The 18,910-nt window shown below is 69.8% G+C and carries 22 protein-coding genes; 14 read left to right on the forward strand and 8 right to left on the reverse strand.

Going from position 1 to position 18,910, the window contains the following annotated elements; translation table 11 throughout:
- Positions 1–77: 77 nt before the first annotated feature.
- On the forward strand, positions 78–743 hold the full coding sequence (locus ACQUS7_RS10575) for a helix-turn-helix domain-containing protein (protein ID WP_435146879.1): 666 nt from the start codon (positions 78–80) through the stop codon (positions 741–743).
- A 25-nt stretch (positions 744–768) separates the two neighbouring features.
- On the opposite strand, the gene ACQUS7_RS10580 is transcribed toward ACQUS7_RS10575, so the two are convergent.
- The gene (locus tag ACQUS7_RS10580) at positions 769–2,103 is read right to left on the reverse strand and encodes an erythromycin esterase family protein (RefSeq protein ID WP_435146881.1); all 1,335 of its coding nucleotides are present in this window, start codon (positions 2,101–2,103) and stop codon (positions 769–771) included.
- A gap of 150 nt (positions 2,104–2,253) precedes the next feature.
- Here ACQUS7_RS10580 and ACQUS7_RS10585 point away from each other — a divergent pair, with 150 nt between their 5' ends.
- From ACQUS7_RS10585 to ACQUS7_RS10595, 3 genes are all read left to right on the forward strand, one after another.
- A complete protein-coding gene (locus tag ACQUS7_RS10585) occupies positions 2,254–2,895 on the forward strand; it encodes a phosphoribosyltransferase (protein WP_435146884.1) in 642 nt (213 codons plus the stop codon).
- Between the two features lie 102 nt (positions 2,896–2,997).
- A complete protein-coding gene (locus ACQUS7_RS10590) occupies positions 2,998–3,651 on the forward strand; it encodes a dienelactone hydrolase family protein (RefSeq protein WP_435146886.1) in 654 nt (217 codons plus the stop codon).
- Between the two features lie 125 nt (positions 3,652–3,776).
- The gene (locus tag ACQUS7_RS10595; protein ID WP_435129393.1) at positions 3,777–4,565 is read left to right on the forward strand and encodes an N-acyl homoserine lactonase family protein; all 789 of its coding nucleotides are present in this window, start codon (positions 3,777–3,779) and stop codon (positions 4,563–4,565) included.
- Between the two features lie 66 nt (positions 4,566–4,631).
- Here the strand turns inward: ACQUS7_RS10595 and ACQUS7_RS10600 are convergent, their stop codons facing one another.
- A complete protein-coding gene (locus tag ACQUS7_RS10600) occupies positions 4,632–5,546 on the reverse strand; it encodes a winged helix-turn-helix domain-containing protein (RefSeq protein WP_435146889.1) in 915 nt (304 codons plus the stop codon).
- A 231-nt stretch (positions 5,547–5,777) separates the two neighbouring features.
- On the opposite strand from ACQUS7_RS10600, the gene ACQUS7_RS10605 reads away from it, so the two are divergent.
- The 4 genes from ACQUS7_RS10605 to ACQUS7_RS10620 all read left to right on the forward strand — a co-directional run bounded on the left by ACQUS7_RS10605 (position 5,778) and on the right by ACQUS7_RS10620 (position 8,145).
- Positions 5,778–6,359, forward strand: coding sequence for a biotin transporter BioY (locus tag ACQUS7_RS10605; RefSeq protein WP_435129399.1), 582 nt, complete (start codon positions 5,778–5,780; stop codon positions 6,357–6,359).
- 21 nt (positions 6,360–6,380) lie between these two features.
- Positions 6,381–7,136 carry an energy-coupling factor ABC transporter ATP-binding protein gene (locus ACQUS7_RS10610; protein WP_435146892.1) on the forward strand — a complete coding sequence of 252 codons (756 nt, stop codon included), beginning with the start codon at positions 6,381–6,383 and terminating at the stop codon, positions 7,134–7,136.
- Positions 7,136–7,882 (forward strand): energy-coupling factor transporter transmembrane component T family protein, encoded by a 747-nt coding sequence (locus ACQUS7_RS10615; RefSeq protein WP_435146894.1) that lies wholly within the window; start codon positions 7,136–7,138, stop codon positions 7,880–7,882. The genes ACQUS7_RS10610 and ACQUS7_RS10615 overlap by 1 nt, the downstream gene beginning before the upstream one ends.
- Before the next feature lie 68 nt (positions 7,883–7,950).
- On the forward strand, positions 7,951–8,145 hold the full coding sequence (locus tag ACQUS7_RS10620) for a hypothetical protein (protein WP_435129408.1): 195 nt from the start codon (positions 7,951–7,953) through the stop codon (positions 8,143–8,145).
- 82 nt (positions 8,146–8,227) lie between these two features.
- On the opposite strand, the gene ACQUS7_RS10625 is transcribed toward ACQUS7_RS10620, so the two are convergent.
- From ACQUS7_RS10625 to ACQUS7_RS10645, 5 genes are all read right to left on the reverse strand, one after another.
- The gene (locus ACQUS7_RS10625; RefSeq protein WP_435146896.1) at positions 8,228–9,094 is read right to left on the reverse strand and encodes an aldo/keto reductase; all 867 of its coding nucleotides are present in this window, start codon (positions 9,092–9,094) and stop codon (positions 8,228–8,230) included.
- A 94-nt stretch (positions 9,095–9,188) separates the two neighbouring features.
- Complete coding sequence (locus ACQUS7_RS10630; protein ID WP_435146898.1) at positions 9,189–10,061, reverse strand: DICT sensory domain-containing protein; 873 nt, start codon at positions 10,059–10,061, stop codon at positions 9,189–9,191.
- Positions 10,058–11,503: a PAS domain-containing protein gene (locus ACQUS7_RS10635; protein ID WP_435146900.1), complete on the reverse strand. Its 1,446-nt coding sequence runs from the start codon at positions 11,501–11,503 to the stop codon at positions 10,058–10,060. Before ACQUS7_RS10635 ends, ACQUS7_RS10630 begins: the two co-directional genes overlap by 4 nt.
- 188 nt (positions 11,504–11,691) lie before the next feature.
- On the reverse strand, positions 11,692–13,008 hold the full coding sequence (locus ACQUS7_RS10640; RefSeq protein WP_435129420.1) for a phosphoribosylamine--glycine ligase: 1,317 nt from the start codon (positions 13,006–13,008) through the stop codon (positions 11,692–11,694).
- Positions 13,009–13,016: 8 nt separating this feature from the next.
- On the reverse strand, positions 13,017–13,193 hold the full coding sequence (locus ACQUS7_RS10645) for a hypothetical protein (RefSeq protein WP_435129422.1): 177 nt from the start codon (positions 13,191–13,193) through the stop codon (positions 13,017–13,019).
- 152 nt (positions 13,194–13,345) lie between these two features.
- On the opposite strand from ACQUS7_RS10645, the gene ACQUS7_RS10650 reads away from it, so the two are divergent.
- The 4 genes from ACQUS7_RS10650 to ACQUS7_RS10665 all read left to right on the forward strand — a co-directional run bounded on the left by ACQUS7_RS10650 (position 13,346) and on the right by ACQUS7_RS10665 (position 16,506).
- Positions 13,346–14,032 (forward strand): TetR/AcrR family transcriptional regulator, encoded by a 687-nt coding sequence (locus ACQUS7_RS10650; protein WP_435146903.1) that lies wholly within the window; start codon positions 13,346–13,348, stop codon positions 14,030–14,032.
- Positions 14,033–15,577 (forward strand): MATE family efflux transporter, encoded by a 1,545-nt coding sequence (locus ACQUS7_RS10655; RefSeq protein ID WP_435146905.1) that lies wholly within the window; start codon positions 14,033–14,035, stop codon positions 15,575–15,577.
- 200 nt (positions 15,578–15,777) lie between these two features.
- Positions 15,778–16,086, forward strand: coding sequence for a hypothetical protein (locus ACQUS7_RS10660; RefSeq protein WP_435129431.1), 309 nt, complete (start codon positions 15,778–15,780; stop codon positions 16,084–16,086).
- Between the two features lie 96 nt (positions 16,087–16,182).
- Entirely contained in the window at positions 16,183–16,506 is a 324-nt protein-coding gene (locus tag ACQUS7_RS10665) for a hypothetical protein (protein ID WP_435146907.1), read from the forward strand.
- Between the two features lie 21 nt (positions 16,507–16,527).
- Here ACQUS7_RS10665 and ACQUS7_RS10670 read toward each other — a convergent pair whose 3' ends face one another.
- Positions 16,528–17,409, reverse strand: coding sequence for a hypothetical protein (locus tag ACQUS7_RS10670; RefSeq protein WP_435129437.1), 882 nt, complete (start codon positions 17,407–17,409; stop codon positions 16,528–16,530).
- A 95-nt stretch (positions 17,410–17,504) separates the two neighbouring features.
- Between ACQUS7_RS10670 and ACQUS7_RS10675 the strand changes: the two genes are divergently transcribed.
- Positions 17,505–17,978 carry a hypothetical protein gene (locus ACQUS7_RS10675; RefSeq protein WP_435146910.1) on the forward strand — a complete coding sequence of 158 codons (474 nt, stop codon included), beginning with the start codon at positions 17,505–17,507 and terminating at the stop codon, positions 17,976–17,978.
- A 65-nt stretch (positions 17,979–18,043) separates the two neighbouring features.
- Positions 18,044–18,604, forward strand: a complete 561-nt coding sequence (locus ACQUS7_RS10680) for a TATA-box-binding protein (protein WP_435129441.1) — start codon at positions 18,044–18,046, stop codon at positions 18,602–18,604.
- The last annotated feature ends 306 nt before the right edge of the window (positions 18,605–18,910 follow it).

Raw genomic sequence — 18,910 nt, forward strand, 5'->3', positions numbered from 1 at the left:
GTTTCCTCGCCAGCAGCGAGGGCGTGGTGCCGCACAAACGCGGCGCCTTTAAGTCGGAACCGAAGCCAGGAATCCGCGTGCGGTCACTCTCAGTCCGGCTGCGGTTCGAGGACGCGGCCATCCACCCGATGCACGCGTTCGTCTCCGAGGACGACCGGTACGGGCCGACGCGGCTGCTGCAGTGGAACGTCACGTCGCGCGGAACCGGGCTGATGGTGTTTCAGGTGACTGGGCCCCGCGACCCGTACACGGCGACGCTGGACGCGACGCCGAACGTCGAGTCGTACGAAACGGTGTCGATGGCGGGCGGCTCCGGCCAGTTCGCGGTGCTGGTCGAAGACGCGGTGGCGGAGGCGGCCGGCGGGATATTCGACGTCTACGACGGCGAAGACGTCGTCACGGTGCCGCCCGTCGTCTTCCGAACCGACCGGTCGGCCGACCTGCAGCTGGTCGGGCGGACCGGAGCGCTGCAGGAGTTACTCGACCGACTTCCGAACGGCGTCGACGCGGAGGTCCGTCGAGTCACGGCGGGGAGCGGCGCCAGGCTCTCGGCCACGGAGCGACTGACGGCCCAACAGCGCCGCGTCGTCTCGGCCGCCCTGGAGGCCGGGTACTACGACGAGCCGCGGAGCGCGACGCTCGGAGACGTCGCCGAACGGCTGGGGCTCGCGACTGGAACCGTCGCGGAACACGTCCGGAAGGCGGAGGCGAGGCTGGTGGCTGACGCGGTTCGAGAGCAGTGAATCGAACGTCGGCGGCCGCGGGCGGTCAGAGGCCGGTGGGGTAGAGTTCGGGGACGCGCTCCCGGTCCGGGTGGAGTTCGAGCGGGTGGAGCGCCTGCGACTCGTCGACGTGGATGAACGCGTCGTAGCGCCGGCGGAGGTCGGTCGGGACGTAGTTGCCGGACTCCCACTGCGGGTGGTAGACGACGCCGATGGCGCGGTGGCCGCGCGGCTCCGAGAGCGCGTCGTCGTCCGCGATTCGGTCGGTGTACAGCAGGCGGTCGTCGCCGCCGGCGCGGTGGAACACGTCCTCGTAGCTGCCGTCTTTCGCGGCCGGGACGTCCATCGTCTCCATCGGCGCGCCCCACTCGTCGCCGGCGACGACGCTGCCCTCGTACGAGCCGAACCCGACCAGTTTCACGTCGTCGTCGCCGAAGCGTTCGCGGGCGAGCTGGCCGATGTTGAGCCGTCCTTTCCCCTCCATGTCCGTCGCGCGGGCGTCGCCGACGTGCGTGTTGTGCGCCCAGACGACCGCCTGCGCGTCGCCGCCGTGGTGTTCGACGAGCCGGTCGAGCGTGTCGGCCATGTGCTCGTCGCGGACGTTCCACGAGTCCGTGTCGCCCGAGACGAGCGCCCGGTAGTACGCCTCGGCGTTCTTCGCGACGAGCGCGTTCTGCTCGGCGCTGAACGCGTCCTCGTCGTGGGTCGGCTCCGCGGCGGCGGCCTCCTCGCGCAGCTCCGTCAGGACGTCAACGACGTCCTCCTCGCACGACGCCGGGACCATGCGGAGCGACCGCGCGTACTCCTGCGCGTCGGTGCCGTACGGCTCGAAACACCGGTAGGCTTCCCGGGCGTGCTCGGCGGCCTCCGGGTTCGTCTCCTCCAGGTACTCCACGACGGCGTCCATCGACTCGAACAGGCTGTACACGTCGAGGCCGTAGAAGCCGACGTCGTCGGAGGCGAACTCGCGGTTGTGGAGTTCGAGCCACTCGAAGAACTCGACCATCTCCCAGTTCGCCCACATCCACGTCGGCCACCGGCCGAAGGCGTCCATCACCTCCCGGACCGTCTCGCCGGAGTCGGGCAGCCCCTTCACGAACCGGTTCGCCTCGTAGCAGCTCGTCCAGTCGCCCTCGACGGCGACGAAGTCGAAGCCGTGTTCGCGGATGAGCCGCGCGGTCAGGTGAGCGCGCCACCGGTAGAACTCGGAGGTGCCGTGCGACGCTTCGCCGATGAGCACGACGTCCTCGTCGGCGAGGCGGCGGGCGAGGCCGTCGAGGTCCGCCGGGCCGGACAGCGTCTCGCTCAGCGCGGCGACGTTTCTGGCGGCGCGGTCCACTTCGGCCGGTTCCTCCCACGTCGAGCGGCCGCTCAGAGACATCGGTGTCGCCGGCGTTTCGCCGCCGCGACGGATAGTGCTACTGGCTGTCACGGCGGTAGTCACGTCGGCTGGCATGGCGGCAGACAGGGCGGGTGGGGTCCGGGCGGCGAACAGACTTTTTCGTCCGTTCGCGGATAGTTCTCCCGAGGGATGTTCAAGAATCGGACCGACGCGGGCGAGCAGCTCGCGGACAGGCTGCAGAGTGAGGGCGTCACCGCCGACATCGTCCTCGGGATTCCGCGCGGGGCGCTCCCGGTCGCCCGGCCCGTCGCGGACGCGCTCGGCGTCCCGCTCGACATCGCCGTCGCGAAGAAGATGGGCGCGCCGAACAACCCCGAGTACGCCATCGGTGCGGCGGCGGTCGACGGCAGCGTCTGGCGGAACGACGAGGCCATCGACCGGCTCGGCCTCGACGAGGAGGAGGTCGAAATCGAGCGCGACCGCGCCGCCGAGACCGCGCGCGAAAAGGCCGAGACGTACCGGACCGGCTCGGCGCCCGACCTGACCGGACAGACCGTGGTGCTCGTCGACGACGGCGTCGCGACCGGCGCCACCGTGACGGCGTGTCTCCGGATGCTGCGCGACTCCGGCGCGGCGCGCGTCGTCCTCGCGGTCCCGGTCGGCCCGCCGGACACGCTCGACCGACTCGAGCGCGAAGCCGACGAGGTCATCGCGCTGCAGCGGCCGACGAACTTCCGCGCCGTCGGCCAGTTCTACGACGAATTCGGGCAGGTGAGCGACGAGGAGGCCATCGAGTACCTCCACGGCGAGCCGCCCGAACAGTCCGGCTGACCGGCGACGGAGCCGGCGAGCGCCGCTGTTTCCGAGCCCCGACGTCGACGGGCCGCCGAATCGGCCACGGCGCTTTTCCACGCCCCCGGAGCAGACTCCCCCATGAGTCACAGCGACCCCGGAATCGTCGGCGAACTCGTCGAAATCCCCATCGAGGAAGTGACGCTCGACGGAACCCTGTCGGTCCCGGACGACCCGCAGGGGCTCGTCGTGTTCGCACACGGCAGCGGCAGCAGTCGGAAGAGCCCGCGGAACAACGCCGTCGCGGCCCAACTGAACGACGCCGGGCACGCGACGCTGCTGTTCGACCTGCTCACCGAGGAGGAGGACGTCGTCCACGAGAACCGCTTCGACGTCTCGCTGCTCGTCCAGCGGCTCGTCTCCGCCACCGACTGGGTGCGCGGAGAGCCCGCAGTCGCGGACCTGCCAGTCGGCTACTTCGGCGCGAGCACCGGAGCGGCGGCCGCACTCCGCGCCGCCGTCGAGGCCGACGCGCCGGTGGACGCCGTCGTCTCACGCGGCGGCCGCGTCGACCTCGCCTCGCCCGTCGCCGACGACGTGACCGCGGCGTGCCTGTTCATCGTCGGCGGCGACGACCCCGACGTGCTGGAGTTGAACCGCGACGTGTACGACGAACTCGGCTGCGAGAAGCGGCTCGAAGTCATCGAGGGCGCCGGCCACCTGTTCGAGGGCCCCGGCGAACTCGACCAGGTCGCCGAGTACGCGGCCGAGTGGTTCACCGAGCACCTCGGCTGAACCGCGGCGCCTGCGCGGGCCGTCGCGGCGCCGCCGAACGAATCACTGGACGCGGCCGTCCGTCGGCTCTCCCGACGCCGACACGGCCGCCTCGTTTTAAGTCCGTTCCGGACGGAGCCGAACGCATGCCCGACGTGACGCTCGTCGACCGTGGCCGGGTCCGCGCCGACCGCGGATTCGTCGTCGACGGCGACGCCATGGCGACGGCGGCCGACCCGGAACCGGAACACGAACGCATCGACTTCGTCGTCTGGAACGCCGTCGTCGAAACCGCGGAGGCGACGTACCTGTGGGACACCGGCTGCCCCGTCGACGCCGCAGAGTCGTGGCCGGAGCCGCTGTACGCGACCTTCGAGGCGTACGACGCCGACGACCACGGCCTGGAGGCCGACCTCGCGGCGGCCGGCTACGACTTCGGCGACATCGACGCGGTCGTGATGAGCCACCTCCACATGGACCACGCCGGCGGCCTCTCCGCGTTCGAGGGGACCGGAACGCCGGTGTACGTCCACGAGGACGAACTGAAGTACGCCTTCTACTCGGCGAAGACCGCCGAGGGCTCCGTGGCGTACCTCGCCGACGACTTCGACGGCGACATCGACTGGCAGGTCGTCAAGCGCGACCGCCACACGCTCGCCGACGGCTTCGAACTCGTCCACCTCCCCGGCCACACGCCGGGCGTCCTCGGCGCGAAAATCGAGACGGACGACGGGACGCTGCTCGTCGCCGGAGACGAGTGTTACGTCCACGCCAACTACGCGGAGTCCGTCTCGCTCGGCCCGGGGCTGGTGTGGAGCGAACCGGCGTGGCGCGACAGCCTCGAGACGCTCCGCGAACTGGAGCGCCGACACGACGCCGACGTGCTGTACGGCCACGACCTCGAACGGTTCGAGACGCTGGCGGAGACGTACTGACGAACGCACCGAACCACGTCCAGCCCTCCTCACGCGTCGCTGCGGCTTCCTGTTCGGTCGCCGGCGTCACAGTTTCGCGAGCGTCGCCGAGGCGTCGACGCCGATTCGGTAGTCGACGGCGTCGGGGTCGTAGACGACGCGGTTGGCGTCCGGGTCGTACGAGTCGCTCCACGCCATTCCCTCGGCGAACAGCGGCCAGCCGGCGCCGTCGACGCCCGCTTCCCGGAGCGCGGCGGCGACCGGGTCGCGGTCGGACCGGCCGACGACCGGCGGAATCAGGCCGCTCTGGCCGCACACCGAACACTGACAGTCGAAGTACGCCGCCATCGACGTCGAGCAGTTCGGACACGGCCCGTCGCTTCCGTCGTGGTCGGCGCAGCCGACGAGGTCGCGGTCCATCTCGCCGCCGCAGCGCGGGCAGGCGCCGTCGACGTAGGTCCGGGCGCGGTGACAGAACCGGGCGTGAATGCGTTCGAGCAGCCGGTTCTGGTCGGTGTCGGCGATGCCGCCGGGCTGTACCGGGACGGCGCTGAGCGTCCCGTCTGGCGTGTAGTCGAGGTCGAACGCCCCGGGGCAGTCCGCACACCGCGTCATGAGCCGCTCGCCGTTGTACTCGACGACGACGTCGCCGCCGCAGCGGAAGCAGGCGGCGTCGACCTCGGTTGGCCCGAACGACGACTCCTCGACGCCGTAGCTCGCGAGCGCCGCGCGGACGAGGTTCTTGCCGGCGTACTGAATCGCGTAGCCGCCCGGGCGCTTCTCCACGAAGTGGTCCGTCAGCCGGCTCAGGTGGTAGTTGAACTTCCCGCTGTCGTCCTCGCCGACGGCGCTCTGGAGTTCGGAGTACGGCACCGCGTCGTCGCTGCGGCTCCAGCCGGACGCGCGGTCGTGCAGCGTGAACAGGATTTCGAGCCGCGTCTCGTTGCCCAGCGCGGAAAACACCGTCTCGGGGGGCGGCTGGCCCCCGCCGTCGTCTGTCATGCGACGAGGTGCGTCCCCATCACTGATAATACTGTTCAGTTGATTACTTCGCGCGACGTCGACGGCGTGCGCCGGTAGGCGACCGCGACGTGGTCGCGCTACCGACGCGGACGCGTCGGCGACGAAAACGCGTCGGCGACACGGACGTACTGCGTGCCAGTCTCGGGAAGCGTCCGGTCCGACGGCGAGTCCGTAAACCTCTTTGTGAATGTTGGTTTACGGGCTGTCGAGATGAGCACGTCAACGGAGGACGTCGACCTCGTCGGCGACGAAGTCGTCGGCAACCTCGCCCGCGCGGCGCTGTTCGCGGCGCTGACGGGCGTGTTCGCGTACGTATCGTTCCAGCTCCCGGTGACCTCGGTGCCGTTCACGCTGCAGGTGCTCGGCGTGTTCCTCGCGGGCGCCTACCTCGGCCCGAGATGGGGGTACGTGTCGCTGGCGCTGTACGTCGTCGCCGGCGCGGTCGGCGCCCCGGTGTTCGCGTACGGCACCGCCGGCTTCGACTCGCTGTTCGGTCAGTGGGGCGGCTACCTCTGGTCGTACCCGTTCGCCGCCGCCATCGTCGGCGCCGCGGTCCACGGCGTCGGCGACCTGAAGAATCCGGCCGACGCGTCGCTCGCGCGCCTCGTCGGCGGGATGACGGTCGCGACCGTCGTCATCTACGCGTTCGGCACGGTCGGCTACGCCGTCGTCGGCAACGTCGGGCTCGTCCCGGCGCTGCTCGCCGCCGCCGTCCCGTTCATCCCGGCGGAGGCGCTGAAGGTGGCGGCCACCGTCGCCGTCGTCAGGAGCGACGCCGTCGCGGCGCGGTAACCGAACGGGGCACCGACGCAGATGCTCTCCGTTCGCGGCCTCACGCACCGCTACGGCGACGCGGTCGCCGTGGACGACGTCTCGCTCGACATCCCGGACGGCGAGTTCGTCGTGCTCGCCGGCGCGAACGGCTCCGGGAAGACGACGCTCGTCCGCCACTTCAACGGCCTCCTCACCCCGGACGGCGGCGAGGTGCGCGTCGACGGGACGCCGGTGACGGACGACCTGGTCGCGGCGCGGACCGCCGTCGGCATGGTGTTTCAGGAGCCGCGCGACTGCTTCGTCGCGGCGACCGTCGCCGCGGACGTCGCGTTCGGCCCCGAGAACCTCGGGCTGCCCCGGGAGGAGGTGGACGCTCGCGTCGGCGACGCGCTGGACGCAGTGAACATGGCGGGCCGCGGCGACGAGCGCATCGACCGGCTCTCCGGCGGCGAACGGGAGCGCGCCGCAATCGCCGGGGCGCTCGCGATGCGGCCGACCCACCTCGTGCTCGACGAGCCGTTCACCGGGCTCGACGAGCCGGCGCGCCGCTCCGTCCTCGACCGGCTCGCCGCGCTGAACCGCGACGGCACCGGCGTCGTCGTCGTCACCCACGACCTGCGTGACGTCGCGTCGCTCGCGGACCGCGTCGTCGTCATGGACGGCGGGAGCGTCGCCGTCGACGCGCCGCCGGCGGACGCGCTGAACCGACTGGACGGCCTCGGCGTCAGGCGGCCGGCAGCGACGACGCCGGCGGAGCCGGACGGGGACACGTCGCCGCCGCAGGAGCAGGACTGATGCTGAGTTACGACCCCGGCGACTCGGTCGGTCACCGGCTCGACCCGCGGACGAAACTGGTCGCGCAGAGCTGCGTCGTCGTCGCGGCGTTCGCGCACACGACGCCGCGCGGACTCGCCGCGCTCACCGTCGTCGTCGCGGCGGCGCTCGCAGCGTGCCGGCTCTCGCCGCCGGACGCGCTCGCGGAGTTCCGCGCCGTGTTGCCGTTTCTGCTCGTCGGCCCGGCGCTGGAGTCGCTGCGGCTGTCGGCGCCGTGGGTCGTCCCCGCTGACGCCGTGCCGCCGCTGCTCGCGAGCTACCGGACCGTGTTGCTGCTGGCGCTCGCGGCGGCGTACGTCCGCACGACCCCGGTCCGCGACTCGGAGGCGGCCGTCGCGTGGCTCGTCCCGGGGCGGCCCGGCCGGTTCCTCGCGGTCGGCGTGAGCCTCGTGTTCAGGTTCCTGCCGGTGTTGCAGGCGGACGTCAGGCGGGTACGGTCGGCGATGCAGGCGCGGCTCGGGACGGAGCGACCGGTCCGCGACCGGGTCCGCATCGTCGGCGTCGCGGGGCTCCGCCGGGCGCTCGGCCGCGCGGACTCGCTCGCGCTCGCGCTGCGGGCGCGCTGCCTGTCGTGGAACCCGACGCCGCCGCCGCTCCGGCTGCGCCGCGCGGACTACGTCGCGCTGGCCGCGTCGGCGACGCTGCTGCTGTGGGGACTGCTGCCGACCGCCGGGTCGCTCGCGTCGTCGCTGCCGGCGCCGCTGTGACCGGCGCGGCGACGCTCGGCTCGGCTGATGCCGACGCGCTTTTTATGCCCGACGCGGGAGAGTCGAACATGGCCGAACGCGAAGCGGAAGACTGGCTGCTCCGGTACCTGGTCGTGATGGTCGTCGCCGCCACGGCGCTGCTCGCACTGATATACGGTGTCGCGCTCGACCCGTCGATGTCCGTCACGGCCGTCGCCGTGCTGGCGCTGGCCGCGACCGTCGTCGTCGTCAGCCGCGACCTCAGCCGCTGGCGGTCGCTCTGAACGGCGAGCGCCGCATCGAGTAGCAGACCGGCCGACCGGCCGACTGAACCACCCGTTTCCAGCCGCCCGGTTCCGGGCGGAGTTACGCGGCGTCGGTGAGCCGCGCGACCTGCTCGTCGGTCAGCGACAGCGACGCGGCGGCGACGTTCTCCGCGAGGTGCTCCGGCGACGACGTCCCCGGAATCGGCACCGTCACGTCCGAGTGGTGGAGGAGCCACGCGAGCGCGACCTGCCGCGGCGTCGCGTCGGTCTCGGCGGCGACGTCGTCGAGGGCGTCGGCGGCGTCGCCGAGGTCTCCGCCGGCCATCGGGAACCACGGGATGAAGCCGATACCGGCGTCCTCGCAGGCTTGCAGCACCGCTTCGTCCTCGCGGTTCGCGACGTTGTACTGGTTCTGGACGGTCGCGACGTCGACCTGTTCGCGCGCCTCGTCCAGCTGGTCGACGGTGACGTTCGACAGGCCGACGTGGTCGACGTGGCCCTCGTCTTTGAGCGCCGCGAACGCCGCGACGCTGTCGGCGAACGGCGTCTCCGGGTCGGGCCGGTGGAACTGGTAGAGGTCGATGGTGTCGACGCCGAGCCGGTCCTTCGAGACGAGCACCTGGTTCCGGACGTAGTCGGGGTCGCCGTGCGGCAGCCACTCGCCGCCGCTCTCGCGGAGCAGCCCGGCTTTGGTCGCGACGACCGCGTCGTCGACGACGCCGGACTCGCGGAGGAGGCGTTCGCTGACGCCGGGGCCGTACGAGTCGGCCGTGTCGACGAAGTTCACGCCGTAGTCGACGGCCTGCCGCGCGACCTCCCGCGCCGTCTCCTCGTCGTCGGGCGCGCCGATGACGTCGTCGCCGCAGAGCCGCATCGCGCCGAACCCGAGCCTGTTCACCGTCGTTTCGCCGTCCAGGTCGACCGTACCCGCGTCAGCCGCGTCCGGGGCGTCGAGAAAGTCACTCATGCGTTCGTCCCTCCGTCTCCCGCCGCTTCGGCGTTTCGGCCGCGGTCGACGACGCGTCCCGTCTCGAAGCCGGCGGGCTGCGTCGCCGCCCCGCTCACAGTTCCCGCTGGACGTACCGGTCGATGTCCGCGACCAGCGACTCGTCGAACGTCCAGAAGCCGCGCCACCGCCGCGGCTCGACTTCGAGCGCCACCAGCGCCGCGTCGCCGCCGGCGCCGGGTTTCCCCGCTCGCTTCCCGTCGCTGCCGACAGTGTTGCCCAGGTCGTCGCCGGCGGCGTTGTGAGCGGCGTTGCCGTTCCGGGCTTCGTCTCCGTTCCGGGCCTCGCCTCGGTCCGGGGCCGTGCGGTGAACGACGAACCACGAGTCGCGGAAGTCCTCGTCGTAGCCGCCGTGCATCGTCACGCCGAGTTCGGGCGGCGGCGTCCAGTCCGGCACCCCGTACAGGTGGACGTCCACCGGCGAGTCGGCGATCTGGTCGTAGACGGTTCGGGTGCCGCGTTCGTCGTTGATTCGGGAGAGCCGCTGGAACGACGACCGGAGTTTCCCGGCGCCGGACTCCCACGCCAGCCGCTCGATGTACCGCGAAATCAGGACCAACAGCAGCTTCTCCTTGTTCGACTCCGGGTAGCCGCGGAGCGTGAACGGGATGTCGTCGAGCCCCGCGAGCACCTCCGGGAGTTCGAACCGGTCGAGCGACTTCGTCCCGGTGATGTACAGGTCCGAGTTCACCAGCAGCAGCGAGTTCTGGAGCTCGGTCAGCGTCGAACTCGCGAGCACCTCGCCGTCCTCGACGAGCACCACCACGTCGTCGTCGGCGTCCGGGACGGCGGACTCGGAGACGGAGACCGGCGTCCCCTCGAAGGCGTTCGCGAGCATCGTCTGAATCGGGTCGGGCGCCGCCCGGTTCAGGACGACGAGCGACCGCGCCGGGCCGTCGGGCTCGTCGACGAACTGTTCGAGCGTCATGCGGCCCCTCCGTCGGCACGACGAAGTTCGATGCAGAACACCGCGCCCGTCGGCTCGTTGTCGACGACCCAGATGGAGCCGCCGTACGTCTCGACGAGGTTGTCGGCGAGGTACAGCCCGAGTCCGCTGCCGGCGCTTTCGAGGCCCTTCTCGCCGCGGCCGAACACGTCCCGTTTCCGGTCGTCGGGGATTCCGGGGCCGTTGTCCGCGATTCTGACCACCACGGTCTCGGGCCGCTCCTCGACGGACACGTCGATGTGGACGTCGTCGGAGTCGTTGTGGAACACGGCGTTGTCGAGGACGTTCCCGAGCACCGACGACAGCAGCGCGGTCGCTTCGACGTCGACGTCCGGGACGTCGCCGACGTCGACGGTGAGCGGGCCGGCGCGGTAGTCGAAGTTCGACCGGACGCGCGTCACCTCGCTGTCGATGGTGTCCCGGAGCGACACCTCGGTGAGTTCCGGGTCGTCCGCGCCGAGAATCTCCGCGAGGTCGCCGACGGCTCCGGTCAGGTTCTTCGTGTGGGTCGCGGCGTTCAACACCCGTTCGAGCGCGTCTTCGGCCTCGCCGTCGTCGACGTGCGACCCGAGAATCTCGCCCCAGCCGAGCGCCACCGACATGTCGTTGCGGATGTCGTGCCGGACGATCTGATTCAGGACGGCGAGCCGGTCGCGTTCCCGCTCAAGTTCCCGCTCGGCGGCGACCCGGTCGGTGACGTCCTTCTGGAAGCCGACGAAGTGCGTCGTGTTCCCGTCGCCGTCGTTCAGCGGCGAGACGGTGACTTCGTTCCAGAACGGTTCGCCGCTCCGCGTGTAGTTGCGGACGACCACCGTCACCGAGCGGCGCTCGTCGACGGCCGCCCGCATCTCCGCGACGGGGGCCTCGTCGGTGCCCTCCCCCTGTAGAAACCGGCAGTTCCGCCCGAGGACCTCGTCGAGCGGGTAGCCGGTGATGCGCTCGAAGGCGGCGTTGGCGTAGATGACGGGGTTGTCCGGGAGCCGCGGGTTCGAAATCGTGATTCCGACCGGGGCCTCGTCCATGGCCCGCTGTTTCAATCGGAGGTCGACCGCGACGCGGGACTCGCTCTGCCCCGCCGACTCCAGGACGGTGACGTACCGCGCTCCGTCGTGGGTGAACGGCACGACCGCGAACGGGACCGCGTCGACCTCGACGCGGACGTCCCGGTCGTCGTCGCTTCCGAGGAGGTCGTCGATTCTGTCGGCGAGCGACCGCACGTCGGGGTCGGCGGCGTCGCCGATGCTGTCGAGGTAGGGTGCGCCGCCCGGTTCCGGAACCGGGATTCCCGAGTCGATAGCCGCGTTCTCCCACGCCTCGTTCGAGTCGTACAGCGACCCGTCGGCGCTGAACGTCGCGAAGCCGCACGGGAGCGCGTCGACGACGGCCCGCGGGAGGAACGGCTCCCGGTTCCGTGACCCGGTCACTGACCCCTCCGCCGGCCGCGCCGAGTTCCGCTCTGAGCTGCAACCATCACTATACGGGGTCGGTACGAGTCGAACCATCCTGTTCGTTTCGATGAAACCTACCGCCGCCTCCGGCGAAAACTGTGGCGTCGAGCCGAACGGTCCGGCCACCGACCCGGTCCGGCCACCGAGCGGGTTCTGAATCGCCGCTACAACTGCGGTCCGAGGTACCCCCACGCCTGGAGGCGGTCGCCGTCGCCGTCGACCCAGCGCTCCCCGATGTCGTCCCGGTAGTACATGTTCGGCATGACGATGTCGTCGATTCGGCCGTACGCCTCCTCGCGCGCCGCCTGCATCGTGTCGCCCTTGCCGGTGACGACGATGGGCATCCCGTTGTCGCCGGCCACGCGCCACTGGCCGTCCACCTTCTTCGCGTCCTCGAGGTGGATTCCCTCTCGGCTGTCCGTCTCGAACACGACGGCCGCGTTCCGCGAGTTCTCGTCGTACGTCTTCTCGTCGTCGAACGGGAACGGCGGCAGGACGATCCGTACGCCGATCTGGTAGCCGTTGTGCACCTCCAGGTCAGGGTCGTTACCGTGGGCGAGGTCGTAAAAGAACTCGCCAGTGGATGACTCGATGGACTCTTCCTGCAGCGCAATCGTCGGGTACCCGAACCGCGGCGTGAACTCCAGCGGGTAGATGCCGTTTTCGTTCACGATGCAGTTGATGTCGATGCTCCCGACGTAGCCCTCGTTCGCGAGCCAGTCTTCCAGTTTGCCGAAGGTCTCCTTGAATAACTTGTTCTGGCCGGCCCAGAACATCGACGTCCCCATCTCGCCGGTCTGGGGCCCGATGTTCCCTGGGAATAATTTCTTATGCTCAAAATTAAAATTGACCTGGTCAATGAACTCGTTGCCGTTGAAGAACCCGCAGATAGCGACTTCAACGCCCTCAACTTTCCGCTGCAGTTGGAATCCCTTCATTCGGTGCCCCCATGCCTTCTTGTAGGCTTTCAGCACCTCAACAACGTCACTACCGTCATCCTCATTCCCGACGTAAAGGAGCCGCTTGACGTTCTGAACCTCTCCAAGCGGCTTGATGACGTACGGTGCCGGGTTCTCCTGGACGTGCTGGATGCCGGCGTCGAAGTCGTGGAAGATGTGGTGTTCGACGGTGTTGACGCCGTGCTCTTCGAGAACCTCCATCGCGTATCCGCGGTCCTCTTCGAGGTGATCGGTGTTCGGCGTCCCCCCGACGACGGCCGTCCCCTCCTCGCGGAGTTCCTGGGCGAGCGCTCCGGTACCGATGTCGGAGCCGACCCAGATGTCGTCGAAGATGACGACGTCGGCCCACTCGACCTCCGCGCGCCAGTCGTCGACCTTGGGCACGAAGCCGTCGCCGATCTCCTCGTCGCTCTCGGCTTCGATGTAGTATTTCACGTCGTGGCCTTCCTTGTGGACTTGCCACGCGAGGTCGGTGATCAGTGCGGCGTCGGCTGAGACGAACAGGAAGTGCCTGGATTCCATCGGGTGTGTCACGCGGCGGTGGTTCCGGTCTGTCGCTCGGCCCGGCGCGCCGAGGTGTGCAGTCGGGCGAAAAGACGGGAGGCGGACTCGGCCGGGTCGTCGTGGTACTCCGACCGGACGTGTAGGTCGGCGTCGCCGATGGGTGCGGCACCCAGCGAGCCGGGGGGGACGGTTGTCAGGTCCATACGTCCGATTCAGCCCGGGCGATTATATAGCCGATGGCGACTCGCCGCTCCCGCGTGCGGTACCGACTCCCGTGCCCGTTTCGATGCGAAACACTTGACTGACCGGCCAGTCAAGCTTCGGTAACGCGGCCCCGAGTCGCAGCCCCCATTCGATGAGCCAGGATTCAGAGACAGAGTCGGCGTTCATGGAGGCGACGTACCGCGCGCTCTGCGAGCACGGGTACGCCGACCTCACGATGCAGGACATCGCCGACGAGACGGACAAGAGCAAAGCGACGCTCCACTACCACTTCGACGGGAAGGCGGAGCTGTTCCGAGAGTTCCTCGCGTACCTCAACGAGGACTTCACGGACAGCGTCGCCGACCCGGGGGGCGACACGCCGGCCGAGCGGCTGATTCGGCTGCTCGAGACGGTGCTCGAAACCCCGGCGGACGGGACGGACCAGCAGTTCAACACGGCGTTCCTCGAAATCAAGGCGCAGGCGCCGTACCGCGACGGCTACCGCGAGGCGCTCGACAGTTTCGACGGCCACCTCCACAGCGAGGTGCGCTCGCTCGTCGCCGCCGGCGTCGACGCCGGGCAGTTCCCCGACGACACCGACCCGGACCACGTCGCGAACCACGTCCTCACGTACATCCACGGCACGTGGACCAGGTCGGCAGCCGTCGGGTCCGAGGTGGACGCGCTCCGCGACGGCCTCGTCGACTACGTCGAGTCGCTGCTCGCAGACGACGTTGAGGTTCCAGTCGCAGACCACGGCGGGACTGAATCCGGTACGGACGACGACGCGAACGACGGCGACGAAGGCGGTCAGGGCACCGACGAGGTGACTGCCTGAATGGGGCTTCGCAGTCGTCTCTCGTCGGTGTTCAAGGGGCGAGAGGAGTTCGAACTGACCGAAGGCAGCATCGGGAAGCCGCTGTTTTACCTGTCGCTCCCCATCGTCATCACGAACCTGCTGCAGACCGCCTACAACCTCGCAGACACGTTCTGGCTCGGCCAGTACAGCACCGAGGCGCTCGCCGCGATTTCGTTCGCGTTCCCGATGGTGTTCCTGCTCATCTCGCTCGGCATGGGCGTCTCCGTCGCCGGCAGCGTCCTCGTCGCCCAGCACACCGGCGCCGAAGAGGAGGCGGAAGCCGAATACGCGGCGTCACAGACAGTCACGTTCGCCGCGATTGCCGCGCTGCTGCTCGGCGGCGTCGGCTACGTCTTCGTCGGCGAGTTCCTCGGGCTGCTCGGCGCGTCGCCGGACGTGCTGCCGCTCGCGACGTCCTACATGGAGATCATCGCGGCCGGGCTGGTGTTCATGTTCGGCTTCTTCGTGTTCATCTCGCTGATGCGCGGCTACGGCGACACCATCACGCCGATGCTCGTCATGCTCGGCACGGTCGTCCTCAACATCATCCTCGACCCGTTCCTCATCTTCGGGTTCCAGGGGAACCCGCTGTTCACGATGCTCGGCCTCGGCGGCCTCGAAGCCACGCTGTTGTCGCTCACCGGGTACACCGGCTCCGGCGTCGGCGGCGCGGCGTACGCGACCATCTTCTCGCGGGCGGTCGCGTTCGTCGTCGGCCTCGCCATCATGTTCCGCGGGGAGCGCGGCGTCGAAATCCATCTCGACGACATGGTGCCGAACCTCTCGTACGCCCGCCGAATCGTCCGAATCGGCGTCCCGGCGTCCATCGAAGGGACGGGCCGGTCGCTGTCGGTGAACCTGATGCTCGTCATCGTCGGGTTCTTCTCGACGACGGTCGTCGCCGGCTACGGCATCGGCGTCCGCGTGTTCTCCGTCATCTTCCTGCCCGCCATCGCCGTGGCTCGCGGCGTCGAAACGATGACCGGGCAGAACCTCGGCGCCGGGAAACCCGACCGGGCCGCCGAGGCCGCGCGGCTCGCCGGACTGGTGACGTTCGGCGTCCTCTCGGCGGTCGGCGTCGTCGTCTGGGTCGCCGCCGCGCCGATTGCGGCGGTCTTCACCGACGACCCGGAGGTCGTCGAGGTGACGACGCAGTTCCTCAGGTACGTGGCGCCGACGTTCGGCTTCATCGGCGTCATGCGAGCGTACACCGGGAGTTTCCGCGGGGCGAGCAAGACGCTCACCGCGGCCGCGATTTCGGTGCTGATGCTCGGCTTCATCCGAATCCCGGTGGCGTACGCGCTGGTCCGACCCGGCAACGTCGGACTGCCGTTCGCCCCGATGAACTACACCGGCATCTGGATCGGGTTCGCTGTGTCGAACGTCATCGGCGCGGTCCTCGCGTACCTCTGGTACCAGCGCGGCACCTGGCGGGACGCCGACGTGACCGGCGGCCCGAGCGCCGCTGACGGCGCCGAGGGCGACGCTGAGGAGGAACTGTCGGCGTCGATGGTGGACGACTGAGTGGGCTGACAGGCGACAGAGACCGCCCGCGGAGCGCCGTGTCGCACGACCGCTGGACGCTCCGCGGCGACGTTCACATACCCCGGCTGGCTCGTCACCGAATTTGAAACTACGCAGGACTCGTCCCGCCGGCGCGGCTCATCGAGCCGTGTTACCACGCCGTCCGACGCCTCTTTCAGCCCGGCCGACTACCCGCAACTATGAGTACAGCAGACGATACGGGCGGGAAACCGACGAGGCAGGACGAGACGCGGCTCTGGCTGGTCGAACGGACCTACGGGGACGACGAACTGAACCTGATCATCCTCGTGTACGCGACGACCGACGGCGAACGGTACTTCCGGAAGGAGCGGGCGCTCACGAGCTTCGCGGACGACCGGCCGACGCGGGCTTCAGTCGTCGTCCCCGACGCGGAACTCGGCAGCGTCGACGACGAGGAGCAGCGCGCGCGGTACGAGACTGAGGCGACCCGGATGGCGGCCACGCACGACCCAGATGAGTCGCTCTGAGCAGAACGGGTACCGCCCGCTACGTTCGGTCAGACCGCTCCCGACTCGAGGACAGATGCGGCATCGGGGCGGAGCCGAAGAGCGTCAGGGGGGAGGATGACGAGCGACGGGGACGCCGCTGACGGTGGCTCGGCGGGCGACACGTTCGGAGTCGGCGTACAGGTGACGGACGAGGAGTTACGGTTCGTCGTCCACGTCCCGTCCGACATCGACTCCGGGTGGAGCGACCCGGACTCGTTCCAGCAGCGCATCGAAGCCGTGACCTGGGACGTGCTGGACCGGCGAGAGACGCTGGGCCGAATTGACGCGGTGGCGGAGGCCGGCGACACCGTGACGCTCGGGACGGTGACGATGCAGCCCGGTGGCGACGTCACGGGGCACACGCTGTCGGCGCCGAGGGTCGACGGAGAACGGGACTGACGGACCGGCCTGACGGGGCGTCTATTCGGGGTGCGCGTCGAGTGCGTCGCCGATGGCGTTCGCGCGGACCGGGTCGTAGGCGGTGAGGTCGTACCGGTTCGCGGCGACCGTGTCGCCCCAGACGTCGAGCGCGCCGAGCGTGACGAACGCCTGAAGCGCGGCGCCGAGGGTCCGGGGCGTCGTCTCCGGGTCGGGAATCGCGGCGTGCACCTGCTTCGCCTGCGGGTAGCTCATTTCGACCGCTTCGAGCCCTCTACGCGCCTCCCGCCAGTGCCGGCGGAGGTAGCCGAAGTTGGTGGGGTCGACGCTGCGGAGGTGTTCGAGCGCGGCCGCAGACACCGCCCGTTCGGCGTCGTCGTCGCTCGGCGAGAGGTGCCGAGAGAGCAGCGCTGCCGCCCAGTCGTCGCTCGGAACTCCCGTGTGAACTTCGGCGCCGAGGTCGGCCGCTGCGGTCAGGAGCGTTTCGAGCGCGGCGTCGGGGTTGGCTGTCTCGCCGAGCACCGCGCCGACGTCGTCGACGACGAGCGACCCGGCGTCCTGGCTGGCGTGCTCGAACGCTCCTCGGACGAACGAAGCGAGGTCGGCGGCGGACTCCGTCGGGGTTTCCACGGCGGAGAGGAACACGCCGCCGGCGAGGCGCTGTGCGCCCCGCATCCCGGCCTGTCCGTCCGCTCCGACTTCCGCTCCCCCGGCGGTGGCGCCGCGGACGACGTCGTCGACGCTCACCAGATGCCTGTAGGCGGGTGGGTTCGGCGTCGACGCGAGCGCGTGGTGCCACTCGTCGACGGCGTCGGCTGCGAGGATCGCGACGTGCGCGCCGCCGGCGGCCCCGGCCGCAGCCGCGAGACCGGACGTATCCCCGTGGATGAATCCCTCCGCCCGGTCGGACCCGTCGGTGCCCATTCTATATTGAGTACCGGTCCGTCGATGATAAAAGTATGGATGGCCGCGACATCTGGTGACGTGGACTTTTCCGTGCAGCGGCCGCATCGCCGGTGATGACGTCCGAACGGAGTGCGGTCGAGGCGACGGAGGCGCTCGAAACCGTCCAGGAGGCGGCCGTCGAGCACGCGCTCGCTGCCGGCGACGCGCGCCGGGCGCTGGCGCTCGCAGGGGCGCTCGAACCGCTTCGCCGTCGGACGTCCCGAGCGGACGACAGCGACCCGGACCCCGTGGTGACCGCGCTGTACACGACGCTCAGCGCGTGGGTCGCGCTGCGCGAGCGGTTCGGGTCGGTCGGGACCGAGTCGCCGCCGGCGCCGCCGGAGCCGGGGGACTTCGGGCTTCCGGAGGGTGAAGCCGAGAGCGCGGCGGTCCGGGGCGCGGCAGTGGCGTGCGCCCGGTTCGACGTGCCGGTGGCGCGCGCGGCGTCGCTGGCGGGGTGTTCGCGCTCCGAACTGGAGCGTCAGGTGGCGTCGCTGGCTGACGAGCCGGCCGGTGACCGGTCGGAGCCGGCAACCGACGGCGGGTAGCCGTCACCGGAGCACCCGGCTTTATAAACCATCGGTTTATAAGCAGAGGTGAGGAAAGACGACGCATGACGGACCCTGCAGACTCAATCGAGATTCAGAACGTGGTGGCATCGACCGGGATCGGGCAGGAGCTCGACCTCGAAGCGCTCGCGGAGGACCTCCCCGGCGCCGACTTCAACCCCGACAACTTCCCGGGGCTCGTCTACCGGACGCAGGACCCGAAGGCCGCCGCGCTCATCTTCCGCTCCGGCAAGATCGTCTGCACCGGCGCGAAGAGCATCGACGACGTCCACGACGCGCTCGGCATCATCTTCGAGAAGCTCCGGGGCCTGTCGATTCCGGTCGAGGAGGACCCCGACATCACGGTGCAGAACATCGTCTCCTCCGCCGACCTCGGCCACCAGTTGAACCTGAACGCGCTCGCCATCGGCCTCGGCCTCGAGGACGTCGAGTACGAACCCGAGCAGTTCCCGGGGCTCGTCTACCGGATGGACGAACCGGACGTCGTGATTCTGCTGTTCGGCTCCGGGAAAATCGTCATCACGGGCGGCAAGCGCACCGACGACGCCGAGGAGGCCGTCGAGGAAATCGTCGAACGCATCGAGTCGCTCGGCCTGCTCGGCTAACTCACGCCGCCCGACCGCCGCTCCGCCGCGAGCAGACACGGCCCTCCGCGCTCACCGACGGTTCGCGTTCGTGAATAGGCGGTGAGCACGCCCGGAAACCGGTCGAGGGCGTTCTTCGGCAGATTCCGCTCCGTTTTCTCCAGAGACCTCGCAGTCCGTATCCGTGCAGCGGGCCGTGATTCGACGCGTCTGGGCCCGTCGACGACCGAGTCGGCGTCGGGCCACCGAGAAACTGGAAACCGGTCGTCGCTGACGCGGAACACGGCGCACGAACGGGGGTAAAGGGTTTATACGAGAACTGCTAAT

This window comes from Halobaculum sp. P14, assembly GCF_051195155.1.
Taxonomy (GTDB): domain Archaea; phylum Halobacteriota; class Halobacteria; order Halobacteriales; family Haloferacaceae; genus JBNTKA01.

Coding starts and splice junctions, on each gene's coding strand:
- ACQUS7_RS10580 (WP_435146881.1), bottom strand. CDS start 2,103: ATGTCTCTGAGCGGCCGCTCGACGTGGGAGGAACCGGCCGAAGTGGAC.
- ACQUS7_RS10585 (WP_435146884.1), top strand. CDS start 2,254: ATGTTCAAGAATCGGACCGACGCGGGCGAGCAGCTCGCGGACAGGCTG.
- ACQUS7_RS10590 (WP_435146886.1), top strand. CDS start 2,998: ATGAGTCACAGCGACCCCGGAATCGTCGGCGAACTCGTCGAAATCCCC.
- ACQUS7_RS10595 (WP_435129393.1), top strand. CDS start 3,777: ATGCCCGACGTGACGCTCGTCGACCGTGGCCGGGTCCGCGCCGACCGC.
- ACQUS7_RS10600 (WP_435146889.1), bottom strand. CDS start 5,546: ATGACAGACGACGGCGGGGGCCAGCCGCCCCCCGAGACGGTGTTTTCC.
- ACQUS7_RS10605 (WP_435129399.1), top strand. CDS start 5,778: ATGAGCACGTCAACGGAGGACGTCGACCTCGTCGGCGACGAAGTCGTC.
- ACQUS7_RS10610 (WP_435146892.1), top strand. CDS start 6,381: ATGCTCTCCGTTCGCGGCCTCACGCACCGCTACGGCGACGCGGTCGCC.
- ACQUS7_RS10615 (WP_435146894.1), top strand. CDS start 7,136: ATGCTGAGTTACGACCCCGGCGACTCGGTCGGTCACCGGCTCGACCCG.
- ACQUS7_RS10620 (WP_435129408.1), top strand. CDS start 7,951: ATGGCCGAACGCGAAGCGGAAGACTGGCTGCTCCGGTACCTGGTCGTG.
- ACQUS7_RS10625 (WP_435146896.1), bottom strand. CDS start 9,094: ATGAGTGACTTTCTCGACGCCCCGGACGCGGCTGACGCGGGTACGGTC.
- ACQUS7_RS10630 (WP_435146898.1), bottom strand. CDS start 10,061: ATGACGCTCGAACAGTTCGTCGACGAGCCCGACGGCCCGGCGCGGTCG.
- ACQUS7_RS10640 (WP_435129420.1), bottom strand. CDS start 13,008: ATGGAATCCAGGCACTTCCTGTTCGTCTCAGCCGACGCCGCACTGATC.
- ACQUS7_RS10645 (WP_435129422.1), bottom strand. CDS start 13,193: ATGGACCTGACAACCGTCCCCCCCGGCTCGCTGGGTGCCGCACCCATC.
- ACQUS7_RS10650 (WP_435146903.1), top strand. CDS start 13,346: ATGAGCCAGGATTCAGAGACAGAGTCGGCGTTCATGGAGGCGACGTAC.
- ACQUS7_RS10655 (WP_435146905.1), top strand. CDS start 14,033: ATGGGGCTTCGCAGTCGTCTCTCGTCGGTGTTCAAGGGGCGAGAGGAG.
- ACQUS7_RS10660 (WP_435129431.1), top strand. CDS start 15,778: ATGAGTACAGCAGACGATACGGGCGGGAAACCGACGAGGCAGGACGAG.
- ACQUS7_RS10665 (WP_435146907.1), top strand. CDS start 16,183: ATGACGAGCGACGGGGACGCCGCTGACGGTGGCTCGGCGGGCGACACG.
- ACQUS7_RS10670 (WP_435129437.1), bottom strand. CDS start 17,409: ATGGGCACCGACGGGTCCGACCGGGCGGAGGGATTCATCCACGGGGAT.
- ACQUS7_RS10675 (WP_435146910.1), top strand. CDS start 17,505: ATGACGTCCGAACGGAGTGCGGTCGAGGCGACGGAGGCGCTCGAAACC.
- ACQUS7_RS10680 (WP_435129441.1), top strand. CDS start 18,044: ATGACGGACCCTGCAGACTCAATCGAGATTCAGAACGTGGTGGCATCG.